Annotated in this window: 14 protein-coding genes; 6 read left to right on the plus strand and 8 right to left on the minus strand. The window is 60.9% G+C overall.

Annotated features, from left to right (window positions below; genetic code table 11):
* Positions 1–145: 145 nt before the first annotated feature.
* From GIW28_RS23300 to GIW28_RS23310, 3 genes are read right to left on the minus strand one after another with little or no spacing between them, the layout of a single operon-like run.
* Positions 146–556 carry an SRPBCC family protein gene (locus GIW28_RS23300; RefSeq protein ID WP_017135357.1) on the minus strand — a complete coding sequence of 137 codons (411 nt, stop codon included), beginning with the start codon at positions 554–556 and terminating at the stop codon, positions 146–148.
* A 27-nt stretch (positions 557–583) separates the two neighbouring features.
* The gene (locus GIW28_RS23305) at positions 584–1,381 is read right to left on the minus strand and encodes an SDR family NAD(P)-dependent oxidoreductase (protein ID WP_017135356.1); all 798 of its coding nucleotides are present in this window, start codon (positions 1,379–1,381) and stop codon (positions 584–586) included.
* A gap of 17 nt (positions 1,382–1,398) precedes the next feature.
* A complete protein-coding gene (locus GIW28_RS23310; protein ID WP_177034354.1) occupies positions 1,399–2,403 on the minus strand; it encodes an aldo/keto reductase in 1,005 nt (334 codons plus the stop codon).
* A 114-nt stretch (positions 2,404–2,517) separates the two neighbouring features.
* On the opposite strand from GIW28_RS23310, the gene GIW28_RS23315 reads away from it, so the two are divergent.
* Positions 2,518–3,408 carry a LysR substrate-binding domain-containing protein gene (locus GIW28_RS23315; RefSeq protein WP_017135354.1) on the plus strand — a complete coding sequence of 297 codons (891 nt, stop codon included), beginning with the start codon at positions 2,518–2,520 and terminating at the stop codon, positions 3,406–3,408.
* Between the two features lie 116 nt (positions 3,409–3,524).
* Here GIW28_RS23315 and GIW28_RS23320 read toward each other — a convergent pair whose 3' ends face one another.
* Genes GIW28_RS23320 through GIW28_RS23330 form a run of 3 tightly spaced genes read right to left on the minus strand, consistent with a single transcriptional unit; the run spans position 3,525 to position 7,284 of the window.
* Complete coding sequence (locus tag GIW28_RS23320; RefSeq protein WP_017135353.1) at positions 3,525–4,817, minus strand: NAD(P)/FAD-dependent oxidoreductase; 1,293 nt, start codon at positions 4,815–4,817, stop codon at positions 3,525–3,527.
* Positions 4,814–5,902, minus strand: a complete 1,089-nt coding sequence (locus GIW28_RS23325) for a polyamine ABC transporter substrate-binding protein (protein WP_169987705.1) — start codon at positions 5,900–5,902, stop codon at positions 4,814–4,816. Before GIW28_RS23325 ends, GIW28_RS23320 begins: the two co-directional genes overlap by 4 nt.
* A 23-nt stretch (positions 5,903–5,925) precedes the next feature.
* Positions 5,926–7,284, minus strand: coding sequence for a glutamine synthetase family protein (locus GIW28_RS23330; RefSeq protein ID WP_017135352.1), 1,359 nt, complete (start codon positions 7,282–7,284; stop codon positions 5,926–5,928).
* A 139-nt stretch (positions 7,285–7,423) separates the two neighbouring features.
* Here GIW28_RS23330 and GIW28_RS23335 point away from each other — a divergent pair, with 139 nt between their 5' ends.
* A complete protein-coding gene (locus tag GIW28_RS23335; RefSeq protein WP_236447503.1) occupies positions 7,424–8,320 on the plus strand; it encodes a helix-turn-helix domain-containing protein in 897 nt (298 codons plus the stop codon).
* A 539-nt stretch (positions 8,321–8,859) separates the two neighbouring features.
* Positions 8,860–11,007: a TonB-dependent siderophore receptor gene (locus GIW28_RS23340; RefSeq protein WP_236459045.1), complete on the plus strand. Its 2,148-nt coding sequence runs from the start codon at positions 8,860–8,862 to the stop codon at positions 11,005–11,007.
* Here the strand turns inward: GIW28_RS23340 and GIW28_RS23345 are convergent.
* Positions 10,997–12,127, minus strand: a complete 1,131-nt coding sequence (locus GIW28_RS23345; protein WP_138453900.1) for an MFS transporter — start codon at positions 12,125–12,127, stop codon at positions 10,997–10,999. The genes GIW28_RS23340 and GIW28_RS23345 overlap by 11 nt on opposite strands.
* Before the next feature lie 98 nt (positions 12,128–12,225).
* Between GIW28_RS23345 and GIW28_RS23350 the strand changes: the two genes are divergently transcribed.
* On the plus strand, positions 12,226–12,996 hold the full coding sequence (locus GIW28_RS23350) for an AraC family transcriptional regulator (protein ID WP_236448001.1): 771 nt from the start codon (positions 12,226–12,228) through the stop codon (positions 12,994–12,996).
* A gap of 19 nt (positions 12,997–13,015) precedes the next feature.
* On the opposite strand, the gene GIW28_RS23355 is transcribed toward GIW28_RS23350, so the two are convergent.
* Positions 13,016–13,486 carry an Lrp/AsnC family transcriptional regulator gene (locus GIW28_RS23355; protein ID WP_017136655.1) on the minus strand — a complete coding sequence of 157 codons (471 nt, stop codon included), beginning with the start codon at positions 13,484–13,486 and terminating at the stop codon, positions 13,016–13,018.
* Between the two features lie 123 nt (positions 13,487–13,609).
* Between GIW28_RS23355 and GIW28_RS23360 the strand changes: the two genes are divergently transcribed.
* Together GIW28_RS23360 and GIW28_RS23365 are read left to right on the plus strand one after the other, a co-directional pair.
* Positions 13,610–14,854 carry a methionine gamma-lyase gene (locus tag GIW28_RS23360; protein ID WP_177034982.1) on the plus strand — a complete coding sequence of 415 codons (1,245 nt, stop codon included), beginning with the start codon at positions 13,610–13,612 and terminating at the stop codon, positions 14,852–14,854.
* A 233-nt stretch (positions 14,855–15,087) separates the two neighbouring features.
* Positions 15,088–15,765, plus strand: coding sequence for a helix-turn-helix transcriptional regulator (locus GIW28_RS23365; protein ID WP_026013668.1), 678 nt, complete (start codon positions 15,088–15,090; stop codon positions 15,763–15,765).
* Positions 15,766–16,158 lie beyond the last annotated feature (393 nt).

Consider the following 16,158-nt stretch of genomic DNA (forward strand, 5'->3'; position numbering starts at 1 on the left):
GTGGGAACGATCATCTCCAGGCGCTACAAAACCGTGTGGGAGCTGGCTTGCCTGCGATGACGATGTACCCGGCAAATTTGCAGTGCCTGACACTCCGCTATCGCAGGCAAGCCAGCTCCCACATTGGAACGGCTTTGCCGGTTAGTTAGAAGTTGGCGCGCAGCGCTTCGAGGCCGCCGCTGTAAACACCGGTGAACAACTCTTCCACCGCCGCGTCCGTGGTCCCGGCTGCCGGGGTGAACACGCCGGACCAGGTCACTTTCGCCGAGCTGTCGGTGAGCGCCTCAACCTGCAAGGTCGCAAGGTAAGCACTCACCGGAAACGGCGATTGCTCGATGGTGTAGCTGTAGTTGCGTGCCACGTTATCAAAACGCTGCAAACGCTCGACTACCACACCGCCATCTGCGGTTTGCAGGTGGCGCACGCGCCCGCCCTCGCTCGGCTCGCTCTTGACGATAAACGGCAGCCAATCCGGTAGCGCGTTGAAGCCACCGACCAATTGCCAGACCTGATCGGCCGAAACCGGGATTTCAATTACAGAAGAAGCTGTCGCCACACTAAATACTCCAGGAAAAATAAGACTTCAGATCGCCATGCTGTCGACCACACCACCGTCGACCCGCAGCGCAGCGCCTGTGGTTGCAGAGGACAGCGGTGAAGCAATGTACGCCACCAGGTTCGCCACTTCATCCACATTCGCCGCGCGCTGGATGATCGAGGTCGGCCGTGCGTTACGTACAAATACGTCGGCCTCGTCCCGCGCACTGCGCCCGGACTTTTGTGTGGCGTCCTTGAGCATCTGCTCCAGGCCGTCGGTAAAGGTCGGCCCCGGCAGCACTGCGTTAACCGTCACGCCGGTGCCCGCCAAGCGCTTGGCCAGGCCATGGGAAACCGCGAGGTTGGCGCTTTTGGTCACGCCGTAGTTGATCATGTCGGCCGGTGTGGCCACGCCGGACTCCGACGACACGAAGATCACCCGCCCCCAGCCCTGCTCGACCATGCCGGGCGTGTAATGCCGTGCCAGGCGCACGCCGGAAATCACATTGACCTCATAGAAGCGGGTCCACTCGCTGTCGGGCGCATCAAAGAAATCCACATCGTTGAAGATGCCGAGGTTGTTGACCAGGATGTCGGCACGCGGTTCGGCGGCGAACAGTTTCGCGGCGCCTTCGGCGGTGCCAAGATCCGCCACCAGCCCGCGCAGATCAGCGCCCGGCACCGCCTGGCGAATGCTTGCCAGCGCATCGTCGACCTTGCCCGATTCGCGCCCGATCACCACCACGGTGGCACCGCAGGCGGCCAGCGCCTGGCTGATGCCCAGGCCAATACCGGCGGTGCTGCCGCTGACGATAGCTACTTTGCCGCTTACATCAATGTTCATCGGTGGTACTCCTGAAGTTAGAGCGGCAGAGGCGCACGGGCCGAAATCAACCGGGCCTCGCGCAGCGCCTGCCAGAAGGCTGCCGGGATCTTCTCTGACAACGCCGCAACGTCTTCGGCAATCCGCCCCGGACGACTGGCACCTGGAATCACCGCCGCCACGGCCGGATGCGCCAGGGAAAATTGCAGGGCTGCGGCTTTTATACTTACCCCAAACGCCTGGGCAATCGCCTTGATCTGCTCGACTTTATCGATGATCGCGGGGCTCGCCTGCTGGTATTCGAAGTGCGCGCCACCGGCCAGAATGCCGGAGCTGTAAGGCCCGCCGACGACGATCTCGACATTCTGCGCCAAGGCTGCGTCCATCAAACGCTGCAAGGCACGTTCGTGGTCCAGCAAAGTGTAGCGGCCGGCCAGCAGGAAGCCATCGGGCCGGGCTTCGCTGAGGTCAAGGGTCAACTCGCAGGGTTCAACGCGGTTGACGCCCAGGCCCCAGGCCTTGATCACGCCTTCTTCGCGCAGGCGGGTCAGCACCTTGAAGGCGCCGGTGCGGGCCTGGTTGAAGTAGTCCAGCCATTGGTCGCCGTAAAAGTCCTGGGCGATGTCGTGAATCCACACGATGTCCAGGCGGTCGGTTTGCAGGCGCTCGAGGCTGTTTTCGATGGAACGCAAAGTGGCGTCGGCACTGTAGTCATTGACCATCTTGTTGGGGCGGCCGTGTTCGAACACGCCGCTTTTTTCGCCGAGGTCGCGGGCGCTTTCTTCGACTTCATCGAGAATCACCCGGCCAACTTTGGTGCTGAGCACGAAGTCATCGCGGTTGTACTGCGACAGCGCCTGGCCCAGGCGAATTTCCGACAGGCCCGAGCCGTAAAAGGGAGCGGTGTCGAAGTAACGCACGCCGTGGTTCCAGGCAGCCTCGACGGTGGCCTGGGCTTCGTCTTCGGCAATTGCGCGGAACATATTGCCCAGCGGTGCGGTGCCGAAGCCCAGCGGGCCGGGCAATTTGTCTTTCAAGCTCATGGTGGGTCCTCAATCGGTTGTGGGTCGCTGTGACCGTTGAGCAGATCCTAGATTGCATAGATCGGACCGTCCAAGACATACTGCGACCAACTTGAGTCCTGAAAGGTCTTACACATGATTGATCTTCGCCAACTGCGCTACTTCGAAGTGGTCGCGGAAGAAGAACACGTCGGCCGTGCCGCCGAGCGCCTGCATATCTCGCAGTCACCGCTGAGCCGCCAGATCGCCCAGCTTGAAGAGCGCCTGGGCCTGACCTTGTTCGAACGCAGCCAGCAGCGCATCCGCCTGACCCGCGATGGCCAGACGTTCCTGGCGGAAACCAAGGCGCTGTTGACCCACGCCAATCGCTTGGAATCCTTGGGCAAACGCCTGGGACGCGGCGAAGAAGGCGGCTTGTGCATCGGCTACATCGAAAACGCGATGCACGCCGGCGTGCTGCCCAATGCGTTGCGCGTATTGAGGGATGACCGGCCTACCGTGCATATCAAGCTGTACAACTTGCCGTCGCTGGAACAGCTCGAAGGCTTGCGTCAACGCAGCCTCGACATTGCCCTGGTCGGCGAGCCACCGGCCACCGATGACCCGGACCTGACGGCGCTGCAGGTGCTGGACGACCCGATGCTGCTGGCGCTGCCGGAACATCATGCATTGGCGCGCCACAGCGAGTTGTTACCCGAGCATCTGGCTGATCAGGAGTGGATCGGCGTGCAACGCAAGCCTGGCGCCAACCCGGCGGATGACTTTGTGGCGGCGTGCATTCGTGCTGGTTTTACGCCGCAGATTCCCATGGAAGCCAGTGAGCCGTTTACCGCCCTCGGCCTCGTCGCCTCGGGGTTGGGTGTGGCGATGGTGCAAAAAGGGTTGAGCCGCAATGCGCCGCCTGGCGTGGTGTTGCGTGAACTGCCATGGCTGACCTACACCACGCCGCTGTGGGCGGCATGGCACCGGGTTAATTTGCGGCCTTTGGTGGAAACGTTCAGGAAGGTGCTGACTGAAAGCCTGTGAAGGCCAGGGCAACGGGTAACCTCATCGCCCCGGACATACTCGGTCCAATGTCAGCCACTCACGCCCTTACCTCAATCTTTCCGCCTCAGGCTCATCCGGTTAAACGCGGCTGCCAGTCAGAGCATTTCCCGCAACCGATACCACAGCATCCCCAACGCCAGCAGCGGCGAGCGCAGGGCCTTGCCGCCGGGGAAGGTCATGTGTGGCACTTGGCTGAAGATATCCAGGCCGTGGCTTGCACCGGCGTGAATGCCTTCGGCAAGCAGGCGCGCGCACCAATGGGTCACGTTCAGGCCATGCCCGGAATAGCCTTGGGCGTAGAACACATTCGGGTAGTGCTTGAGGCGCCCGACCTGGGGAAAGCGGTTGGCGGTGATGCCGATCTTGCCGCCCCACTGGAACTCGATGGCGGTGCCTGCCAACTGCGGGAACACCTTGAGCAACTTGGGCTGCATATACGCGGCAATATCCGCAGGGTCACGCCCCGAGTAATGGCAGGCGCCGCCGAACAGCAGGCGCCGGTCAGCCGAGAGCCGGTAGTAATCGAGCCCGACTTTCTGATCGCACAGGGCGAGGTTTTGCGGAATCAACTGCTGGGCCAATTCGACCGACAGAGGCTCGGTGGCGATGATGTAGCTGCCCGCCGGCAGTACCTTACCGCTCAAGCGCGGTTCCAGTTCCTCCAAGTGCGCGTTACAAGCCAGTACCAGATTAGCCGCGCGCACCGTGCCGCCGGCGCAACGCACCTGCACCGTATCGCCGTGTACAAGCTCCAGCACCTGGGTCTGTTCGAAAATCTTCACCCCGAGCGACTCGGCCACCTGCGCCTCGCCCAGCACCAGGTTCAACGGGTGCAAGTGCCCGGAGCCCATGTCCACCAGGCCGCCAGCGTAGACGCTGGAGCCCACCACCTGCGCCATGTCTTGCGGGCCGACCAGGCGGGTTTCAGGGGCATAACCCAGCGCTGCCAGGCCGGCCTGCTCGCCCTTGAACGCGGCAAACTGCGCCGGGGTGTTGGCCAGTTCGCAAAAGCCCCAACGCAAATCGCAGTCAATGTTGTGCTGGGCGATACGCTCGCCCACCAGCGCCACCGAGTCGATCCCGGCGTGCTGCAGGTAACGCACGCCCTCCTCACCCACATACTTGGCGAACCCCGACACATCATGGCCGATACCACGAATCAGTTGCCCGCCATTACGCCCACTGGCGCCCCAGCCGATGCGCCGGGCCTCCAGCAGGATCACCGAGAGCCCGCGCTGGGCCAGTTCGATGGCGGTGTTGACGCCAGTGAACCCGCCGCCTATCACGCACACATCGGCGCTCAGGTCGGCGCCCAGTGACGGGCGCTCCGGCATGGTATTGGCCGAAGCCCGGTAGTAGGACCGGGCGTGGTCATTGGACGGGATCATTTGTTGGTCTTCACTTTGCTCCAGGCGCGGGTCATCAGGCGCATGGTCGCCGGGGTCGGCGTGGTGGAAATATAGAGTTTGTCGAGCACTTCCTGGGACGGGTACACCTCAGGGTTGTTGACCAGCTCCGGCGCCATAAAGGGCTTGGCCGCCGGGTTGGCGTTGGCATAACCGACCGCGGCACTGACCTTGGCGATCACCTCTGGGTCGAGCAAATAATTGATGAAGGCGTGGGCCTCTTTCGGGTTCCCGGCGTCGGCAGGAATCGCCAGCAAGTCGAACCACAGGTTGGAGCCTTCCTTGGGAATCGAGTAGGCGATGTTCACGCCGTTCCTGGCTTCCTTGGCGCGGTTGGCGGCTTGAAATACGTCGCCTGAATAGCCGAAGGCCACGCAGATATCGCCGTTGGCCAGGTCCGAGATGTACTTGGACGAATGGAAGTAGGTGATGTACGGGCGCAACGTCAGCAGCTTGGCTTCGGCCTGTTTGTAGTCCTCGGGGTTTTCGCTGCGCGGGTCTTTGCCCATGTAATTGAGAATCGCCGGGAACAGCTCATCGGCTGAATCGAGAAAAGCCACGCCGCACTCGTGCAGCTTCTTGATGTTCTCGGGCTCAAACAGCACCGCCCATGAGTCGATGTGGTCGATCCCCAGCACTTGCTTGACCTTGTCGACGTTGTAGCCGATGCCGTTGGTGCCCCACAGGTACGGCACCGAGTGCGCGTTGCCGGGGTCGTTTTTCTCCAGCAGCTTGAGCAGTTTGGGGTCGAGGTTCTTGAAGTTGGGCAACTGCGAGCGGTCGAGTTTCAAGAACGCACCGGCTTTTACCTGGCGTGCCAGGAAGTGGTTGGACGGCACCACCACGTCATAGCCGGTGCGCCCGGCGAGCAACTTGCCTTCCAGGGTTTCGTTGGAGTCGAACACGTCATAGATCACCTTGATCCCGGTCTTGGCCTGGAAATCGGCCAAGGTGGTCTCGCCTATGTAGTCGGTCCAGTTATAGACGCTGACCGTCTGGGCGGCCTGGCCGCTGCTGCTGAACGCCGCGACAAGAGCCAGCGGGAGAAGCTTTTTCACAAGACGCATATCGACACCCCTTTATTGGTTTTTTAGACGCTCAACAGCAGGAACTCACGCTCCCAGGAACTGATCACTCGCTTGAAATTCTCGTGCTCGGCGCGCTTGACCGCCACATAGCCACGCACGAACTTATCGCCCAGGTACTGCTTGACCGTGTCGCAGTCCTCCATGCGCGCCAAGGCATCTTCGAGGGTGAACGGCAAGCGCAGGTTGCGGCGCTCATAGGCGCGGCCTTCCACCGGCGCGCTCGGCTCAATTTGCTCGATCATGCCCAGGTAGCCGCACAGCAAGCTCGCGGCAATCGCCAGGTAGGGGTTGGCATCCGCGCCCGGCAGGCGGTTTTCCACGCGCATCGCGTCGGGGCTGGAGGTCGGCACACGCAGGCCGACGGTGCGGTTTTCTTCGCCCCACTCCACGTTGACCGGCGCCGAGGTGTCCGGCAAAAAGCGGCGGAACGAGTTCACGTTCGGCGCGAACATCGGCAGCAGTTTGGGAATGTACTTTTGCAAGCCGCCGATGTGATGCAAGAACAGCTGGCTCATCTTGCCGTCGGCGTCGACGAACACCGGCTTGCCGGTGGCGATCTCCACCACGCTCTGGTGCAGGTGCATGGCGCTGCCCGGTTCGTCGGCCACTGGCTTGGCCATAAAGGTCGCGGCCACGTTGTGCTTGAGCGCGGCTTCACGCAGGGTGCGTTTGAACACGGTGATCTGGTCGGCCAGGTCGAGGGCATCGCCATGGCGGAAGTTGATTTCCATCTGCGCCGGGCCGTCTTCGTGGATCAGCGTGTCAAGGTCCAGACCCTGCAGTTCACACCAGTCATAGACGTCTTCGAACAGCGGGTCGAATTCGTTGGCGGCGTCGATGGAAAACGACTGGCGCCCGGTTTCGGCCCGGCCCGAACGGCCCACCGGGGTTTTCAGCGGCAGGTCCGGGTCTTCGCAGCGCTGGGTCAGGTAGAACTCCATTTCTGGCGCGACAATCGGCTGCCAACCTTTGTCGGTGTACAGTTGCAGGACTTTTTTCAACACGTTACGCGGCGACAACTCGATGGGGTTGCCCTGCTTGTCGAAGGTGTCATGGATCACGATGGCGGTGGGTTCGATCGCCCACGGCACCACGTAAGTGGCGTTGGACACCGGCCGGCAGATCATGTCGATGTCGGCAGGGTCGAGCAGGTCGTAGTAGATATCGTCGTCGACAAAGTCCCCGGTCACCGTTTGCAGCAGCACACTCTCCGGCAGGCGCATGCCTCGCTCATGCAGGAACTTGTTGGTGGGCGCAATTTTGCCGCGTGCGATGCCAGTCAAATCACTGATCACGCACTCGACTTCGGTAATCTTGTGTTCTTTCAGCCAGGCGGACAGCTGATCGAAGGGGGCGTTCATAAGGACCTCGTCATGGGTTGGTTGCACGCGCCGACTTGTACTCCCGGCGCATTGAGGTCTATCTTGGGCCAGCCTTCAAACGGCATCTATCCACTTTGCACGAACCATAACGCACCAATAGAGTGCGCCCAGGTTACCCATGACACAGGCAACAGCTTTGCGCGTACAGGCCTTCACCACCGGTGATGTGGCCGCTCAATGCAGTGCGACACCCGGTTGGGTGCAGCAGTACCAGCAGATGTCCCCAGGGCATTTTGCCGGGCAGATCCGCTACCTCGACCTGCACGGCGTCGAGGTTTACGAAGAGTGCATGAACACTCGCGTGGAGCAGCATTTCAATGCGCCACCGGGCTCCCTGGCGTTCTGTTTCGATGGCAGCGACAACGCGCTGTACATGCTCAATGGCGAGAGCCGCAACACCTGGATCACCCCGGAAAACTACCGCGAAGTCGCGGTGGTATTCGGCCCTCAGTTCGTGCAGCGCCATGGTTTGGATGTGGCGAAACTTGAGGGGTTGTTCATGGCACCGTTGACGTGCCAGCAGAACGCGCTGTTCACCCGTTGGCTCAGTGGCACGCTGACACGGCTGTCCGCGCTGACTGACCCTATCAGCCGTGATGCCCTCACCCAGCAATTGCTTGATGACTGCCTGTTTATTCTCGACAACGCTTGTGTGTGCCTGGACCGCAGCTCGTTGCAGCGGCGCAGCGACGAGCGCCTGTTGATGGCGCGTATCGGTGAATGGGCGGCGGATGCGCCGGATGAAACCGTCAACCTGCTGGAACTGGCGCAGATCGCCGGTGTGCCGTTACGCCAATTGCAGCAAGGCTTTAAGACCTACACCGGAATGAGCCCGGCGCAGTGGTTGCGTTTGCGCCGACTGAACGGGGCGCGGCGTGAGTTGTTGAGCTCGACTCGGGCTACGGTGGCTGAGGTGGCGATGAACTGGTCGTTCTGGCACTTGGGGCGGTTTTCGCAGAGTTATCGGGCGTTGTTTCGGGAGTTGCCCAGTGAGACGCTCAGGCGTTTGGGTTGACGGGTGTTTTTGGTACTGACCTGGGGGCCAAAGGACGTAAGAGCCGCAGCAACAGCAGAGCCATACTCGGTCAAAGGTGGGAGCTGGCTTGCCTGCGATAGCGTCAACTCGGTGTACCTGATGTACCGAGGTGTCTGCATCGCAGGCAAGCCAGCTCCCACAGAAAAGCAGCTCTTCAGTGTATGCAAATCCGCCTTTCGCTTTTGATTCAACCACTCAGGTCGGCTACTAGGCCGCCGTGCTGTAGATTTTGATCTTGATCTGAGGCGCCCCGTTAACCACGGATTCAAGCCTTCGTTCTGGCACACCGAGCCTAAGCGAGGCACCGAGTGGTGGGGCGAAGACCTTTTGGTTACTTTTGGCTGGGCCGGCATTCCGGGCGTTTGCCAAAAGTGACCCGCTGTAAGAGCGGAACCCTACTCAGCCGTTACCGCAGCAACGGATATGTACACAACACAACCATTCTCAATAACTTGTAAATCCCAGCACATCCCCCTAGCTTATGCGCCCCCCGCCCTGCGCTTTAAGGCCCTACCCCCATGGTTGTGCGTTTTCGTCCCGTCGTTACCTCACGTTTCGCCCTTGGCCTGCTACTCAGCGGCAGCCTGGGCAACAGCATGGCCGCTGAAATCGAACTACCGGCGGTAAACGTCCAGGGCCAGGAAGACTCCGGCTATCGCACCAACAGCGCCTCGGTCGGCGGCTTCAACGAAGCGCCGTTGCTGGACACTCCGGCATCAATCACCGTGATCAACGCCGAACTGATCAAAGACCAGCAGGCGCGGCTGCTCAGCGAAGTGCTACGCAACGACGCCTCGGTAGGCGACAGCTACGCCCCCATCGGCTACTACGAAAACTTCGTGATCCGCGGCTTCTCACTGAACGCCGCGAGCAGCTACAAAATCAACGGCCGCACCATCACTGGCGAGCAAAACGTCGCCCTGGAAAACAAGCAGCAGGTCGAAGTGCTCAAGGGCCTGGCGGGTTTGCAAAGCGGTATTTCCGAACCCAGCGGCGTGATCAACTACGTGACAAAACGCCCGGAAGATGTGCGCTCGGTTACCGTGTCCACCGATGACCGAGGCAGCGGTTACATAGCCACCGACGTGGGTGGCTGGTTTGGCAGCGAGCAGCAATTCGGCCTGCGCGCCAACGTCGCCCACGAAGACCTCAATTCGTATGTCGAGCACGCCGATGGCCAGCGCGATTTTGTGTCCCTGGCCTTCGACTGGAACATCAGCCCCGACGCGGTGCTGCAACTGGACGCGGAATACCAGAACAAGCAACAGCGCTCCGTGCCGGGTTATCAACTGCTGGGCGGCACCGAAGTGCCCCATGACGCGTCACCGAAGAAATTGCTGGGGCACCAGAGTGGTTCCCATCAGGTCGGCATCGATTCGCTGAACCTCAATGGCAAGTTTGAATACCGCTTCAGTGATCAGTGGAAAGGCAGCCTCAGTGCCGCCCACAGCAAAGTGGTGATTGATGATTACAGCTCGTTTGCCTGGGGCTGTTACTACGTCGGTAGCTGCAACGCCAACACCTTCAGCCCGGAAGGCGACTACGACGTCTACGACTACCGCAGCCCCGACGACACCCGCCGTGATGATGAAGTACAGGCGGCAATAACAGGCCTGTTCGACACCGGCAGCCTGGGCCATGAACTGACTTTCGGCACCAGCGCGTTTCGCCGGGTGATCGACAAGCGCAAGTCCGTCAACGAATACATCGGCAGCGGTAATATCAACCAAGACGCACCGACCTTCGAGCCTACTGATAAGCCGCTGTACCCCAGCCATCGCAACCTCGACAGCCGTCAGTACGGCCTGTTCGTCACCGACCGCATCCGCTTCAACGAGCAATGGCAAACCATCATTGGTGGGCGCGAAGTGCGTCTGGATGAAAAAGCCTACGATGACCAAGGCAACCAGGCGCGCCACACCCAGCAATACGTATTCCTGCCTCAAGCTTCGTTGATCTATAAACCCGTGGAAAATATCTCGCTGTACACCAGCTACAGCAAGGGCTTGTCATTGGGCGGCACGGCACCGTGGTTTGCCCGAATTCCCGATGAAACCCTGGCCCCAACCGTGTCCCGGCAAATCGAAGCCGGCGTGAAATACGACTGGCACCGCATCAGCTTCGCCGCCGCCGTATTCCAGACCCGCCAGGCCTATCAATACGCAAAACCCGAAGGCCTCGAGTTTATCTACGTCCAACAAGGCGAACAAAAAAACACCGGCCTGGAACTCTCCGCCAACGGCTGGGCCACCGACCGCCTGCAGATCGCCACCAGCGTCGCGGCGATTCGTGCCCGCGTGAACAACAGCGGCACGCCAGACTACGAAGGCCACCAGGCGCTCAACGTCCCCAAACTGCGCGCCAGCCTGTATGCCGATTACGCCCTGCCATGGATGAATGGGCTGGCCGTGTTGGGCGGCGTGCAATACAGCGCCAAGAAGTACGCCGACCGCACCGGCAATGTGCAAGTGGGCGACTACGCCGTAGTGAATGTCGGCAGCCGCTACACCACCAAAATCGACGGCTATGAGACCGTGTTCCGCCTCAGCGTCGATAACCTGTTCGACAAACGCTACTGGCGCGATGCGGGTGAATACCTGGGCGACGACTACCTGTTCCAGGGCGCGCCCTTGACCGCGCGCCTGAGTGCTTCGGTTAACTTCTGAGCCTGCGCGGCGCTGCCAGCCACAGCGCCGCCAAACCACAGACCAACAGACTCCAACCCAGGTCCTGGGCCCAGGCGACCAGGGTCAACCCAGCGCCGATCACCAGGTAATACAACAAACCAAACAGCGCGGCGGCAGTGCCCAGACGATCTTGGTAGGCCACCAGCGCGGCCCCCAGCACATTGGGGATGGCCATGCCGAATGCCAGTACCACCAACAGCATCGGCCAGACAAATAACCCGCTGTGTTGCAGCAGCACGACCAGCAAGCCACCCAGCACTGCGACACCGGCGGCGATCAGCACTAATCGCTCGCCGTTTACCCCACGCTTGAGCAGTCGCTTGTTCAGCCACGCACCACACCCGGAGCCCAGCGCCAGCAAGACGCCGCTGTAGCCGAAGTCGGCGGCAGACAAACCCAGCCGCGAAAAGATGAATGGCCCCACGCTGTAATAGCTGAACAGCGCAATATTGAACGCCGCCACCAGCCCCACCGAACGCCAGATCCCGGCATCCCTGAGCAGCAACCGCAACGTCTGGCCCAGCGCGGCCGTCGGCATCGAGGCTGGACGCGTCTCGGGCAACGCCCACACGCACCACGCCCATAAGCTCAGCGAGAGCAGCAACAAACCACTGAGCACACCGCGATAACCGAAGAACTGCACCAGGCTGGCGCCCGTGAACAGGCCCACGGCCGGGCTGGCGGCCAGGGCAATGCCCATCAGCGAAAATACCTGGGCCAATTGCACGCCCTTGAAACGGTCACGCAGCACGGTCTGCGTCACCACCGAACCGACCGCCGCGCCAAACGCCGCCAACGCCTGAGCCAGCAGCAAACCGTTGAAGCTGGTCATGCCCAAGGCCAGCACCGAGGCAGCCACGTACAGAGCCAACCCGGCCAGCATCACCGGCCGCCGCCCCCAACGATCACACAGCCGGCCCCACACCACCACGCCAAAAGCGAACGCCAGGAAATACACCGACAACGTCTGCCCGGCCCGCTCCGGCCCCACCGCAAACGCCCGGCCGATATCTTCCAGCGCTGGGCTGTAGAGCGTTTGGGCCAGTTGCGGGAACATCAGCAACGCGACCGTCAGTGGCAAAAAAAATTTAACCTTCATCCCCAACTCCTTTGCTTGAAACAGCGCAAGAAGTGTAAGGACTGTCGATTGGAGTATTATCCAGACTTTGACAATTTACCCATCAAATCGGACAACCTATGGCCTGGCTCGCCACCGACGCTACTTTCGATCCCGACCACCTGGCAGCGCCGGTCATCGGCATTGCCGCCCTGCTCGGTGATCACGACTCCGGCCTGCACCGCCACCAGCGCGGGCAACTGCTGTTCACGCGCCAAGGCTGCACCCGTATCACCCTGGACAACCAGCTGTGCCTGCTGCCGCCTTCGCGCGCCGCGTGGATCCCGTGTGGCGTGCCGCATCGCGCGGTGATGCACAAAACCGTGGACTATCGCTCGGTGTATCTGAGCCCGGCACTGGCCGATCAATTGCCTGCACAGGTGGGGGTGATCGAGGTCAGCCCGTTGCTGCGCGCCGTGCTGGAACCCATAGCGATGGCGCCCTTCGACACCGATTGGCAAACGGGCCGCTACGCGCATTTGCTGGCGTTGTGCCTGGATGAAATCCAGGCGGCCACCGCACAACCGATGCTCCTGCCCTTGCCCCAGGACAAACGCCTGGCGCCCTTGCTCGCCGATCTGGAAAGGTTACCGCCGACCCTGCAAGCCCTGGAAAAACAGATAGGTGCCAGCACCAAGACCATCGGCCGGATTTTCCTGCGGGAAACCGGCCTTGGCTATCAGCAATGGCGCCAGCAGTGGCGCCTGATGCGGGCCATCGAACTGCTCGCCATCGGACGCAACCTGGGCTACTGCGCGTTCGAGTTGGGCTTTGCCAGCGACAGCGCGTTGATCGCCTTCTTCAAAAGCATGACCGGCAGCACGCCACGCGGGTATTTGAAGGTCGACTGAGGGCGTGCATGAGGCCGCTTCAGCCCGGTAGCGGAATCACCCGTAAAGGCCGCACCGACTTATAGGAAAAACTTGAGTAGATTTCTTTAACACACGGCAGCGTCTGCAACACCTCACGCGCAAACTCGCCAAACGACTCCAGGTCTTTGGCCACCACCTCGAGCAAAAAGTCATAGCGCCCCGACACGTTGTGGCAGGCGACAACTTCGGGAATCTCCAGCAGCCGTTGCTCGAATGCCCGGGCGATTTCCTGAGTGTGGCTTTCCATCATGATGCTGACAAACGCCGTCACGCCATACCCCAGCGCCTTGGGCGACAGAATCGCCTGATAGCCGCTGATCACCCCGCTCTCCTCCAGGTTGCGCACCCGTCGCCAGCACGGCGAGGTGGTCAGGGCGACGCGGTCGGCAAGTTCGGCCACGGTCAAGCGGGCATTACCTTGCAAGGCGTTTAAAAGGGCTTTGTCGGTGCGGTCCAGACTCACGGGCATAACGTGCCTCTATTTGTTGTTTTTGTCGATTATTCGCCCCGAAATCCGGGATTTTCCTGGGTTTTTTGCAATGTTCAACTCTGGTTATGAGCATAGCATTGTAGGAAATAAGGAGCGTCCGATATGAACAACAAACACAATACATTCGGCTTTTCTACCCGCGCCATCCACCATGGTTACGACCCCAAGGACCATCACGGCGCCCTCGTACCGCCGATCTATTTATCTGCCACCTTCGCGTTCCCCACCGCCGAATATGGCGCTGCCTGTTTTGCCGGGGAAGTCAGCGGCCACTTCTACACACGCATTTCCAACCCGACCCTGGCACTGTTGGAATCACGCATGGCAACCCTGGAAAACGGCGAAGCTGCCGTGGCCTTCAGCTCCGGCATGGGTGCGATTGCCGCAACGTTCTGGACCCTGCTGCGCCCGGGCGATGAAGTGATCGTCAGCCAGACCCTGTATGGCTGCACCTTTGCCCTGCTGCACCATGGCCTTGCTGAGTTCGGCATCCGGGTGCGACACGTCGACCTCACCGACCTGGCCGCCCTGCGCGCGGCATTGTCCCCTGCCACCCGCATGGTCTATTGCGAAACCCCGGCCAACCCCAACCTGCGTCTGGTGGACATCGCCGCCGTGGCCGAGCTGGCGCACCAACAGCCAAATGTCACCGTGGTGGTAGACAACACCTACTGCACCCCCTACCTGCAAAGGCCACTGGAACTGGGGGCCGATGTGGTGGTGCACTCGGCCACCAAGTACCTCAGCGGCCATGGCGATATCACCGCCGGTATCGCCGTGAGCAACCAGGCGCTGGCACAACGTATTCGCCTGCAAGGCCTCAAGGACTTGACCGGCGCGGTGATGTCGCCGCAGGACGCATCCTTGCTGATGCGCGGCCTCAAGACCCTGGCCCTGCGCATGGACCGCCATTGCAGCAACGCCCAGGCGGTGGCCGAAGCGTTGCAAGCACACCCTGCTGTGCAGTGGGTCACCTACCCGGGCCTGCGCTCTTTCCCGCAATACGCCCTGGCAGCGCGGCAGATGAAGCAGTCCGGCGGCATGATCGCGTTTGAACTCAAGGGCGGCATCGACACCGGCCGGCGCTTTATGAACGCCCTCAACCTGTTCACCCGCGCCGTCAGCCTGGGTGACGCCGAGTCGCTCGCCCAGCACCCGGCGAGCATGACCCACTCCACCTACACCCCCGAAGAACGCGCGCAGCACGGCATCAGCGAAGGCCTGGTGCGTTTGTCGGTCGGGCTTGAAGACATTGCCGACCTGTTGGCCGATATCCACCAGGCCCTGGCCAAATGCACGCGTGCGGCACCGGGCCGCGCCGTGGTGGAAGAACACGCCGTGAAATAGGGCCTACGGTTGAGGTAATCCTTTCCTACAGACGGTGGTCGGACTGGTCCGACCGCCGTTATGCGTTTTTAATCTGTTTTTTTTGCCGATTGGATCCCCATGCATTTCCCTGGCTGTACTAGCATAGGTGCTCGGCGGGTGCATTATCACTGTAGGTTATTCACATTGGTTACCTTGTTAAACCCCGTCGCTATAAGGATGAATACCTGCACTCAACATTCATGGACGAACTGATGAACTCACACCTGTTCCCTCATATAGGCAAGGTCATCGCCAGCACCGGCAGCCGCCATTTCCCGCGCATGCTGCATGACTTGATCCTGACCCAGCTGGCAGTGGACGCTACCCATATCACCCAACTGCAGGTCAGTGCCGAAGGGCACACCCGACGCCGGATCAGCCCGGTCTACACCGACTCGGTGACGGCGCTGGGCGAAGAACAACCCGCTGCCCAATTGCACCTCACACGCCGCAAGGACGATGTGCGTTATGTGTTGTCGGTGTATCGCTCGCATCAGTCGGAAAGTTTTTCGCCACAGGAACGCAGCATGCTGGAGGATTTTTCGACGCTGCTTCTGCCCATGGTCGAGAAACACATCACTGCGATCCAGCCGTGTCGCCAGGGCGGATCGCCTGTGGTCGCGGAAAATCAGGGGCTTGAAACCTTGCGTCGGCGCATTGAAGAACGTCTGGTGCAATCGGGGTTGACCCTGTCCAATCGAGAACTGGATGTGTGTGTGGGTTTGCTGGCCGGGAGAACTGCACCGGAGTTGGCGGAGCAGTTGGCGTTGAAGGTCAACACTATTGAAAGTTACCTCAAGCGGGCGGCGATCAAGCTGGGGATCAGCGGGCGGCATTCGTTGTTGCGGTGGATGTATGCGGGTGATGAGGGCGTCGCCACGGCTCTCTAGATCAGGCTGTGGGTTGTCTTTTGGTGGTGTACATATCCGTTGCTGCGGTAACGGCTGCCTATGGTTCCGCTCTTACAGCGGGTCACTTTTGTAGAGAGAGACACAAAAGTAACCAAAAAGTATTCGCCCCAACACTCGGTGCCTCGCTGTGGCTCGGCATGCCCGCAATCCGCCAGTGATTTGGGGGGCCGCCGCAATGGGCCATCCTTGGCCCAGCGCCGCTAAACCGGCATCCCTGCCGGTTTACCCCCCCAAATCCCTGTCAGATTCCGGCCATCGTGTTTGACGGGGCGATTTCAGATCAAGATCAAAAGCGCAGATCAAAAGACCGCTGACTTCGTCATCGAAAAGGATGTAAGAGCCAGAGCAACAGCAACAGCAACAGCAACAGCA

The sequence above is a fragment of the Pseudomonas sp. PA-5-4B genome (assembly GCF_021606215.1).
In the GTDB taxonomy this organism is placed as follows: domain Bacteria; phylum Pseudomonadota; class Gammaproteobacteria; order Pseudomonadales; family Pseudomonadaceae; genus Aquipseudomonas; species Aquipseudomonas edaphica.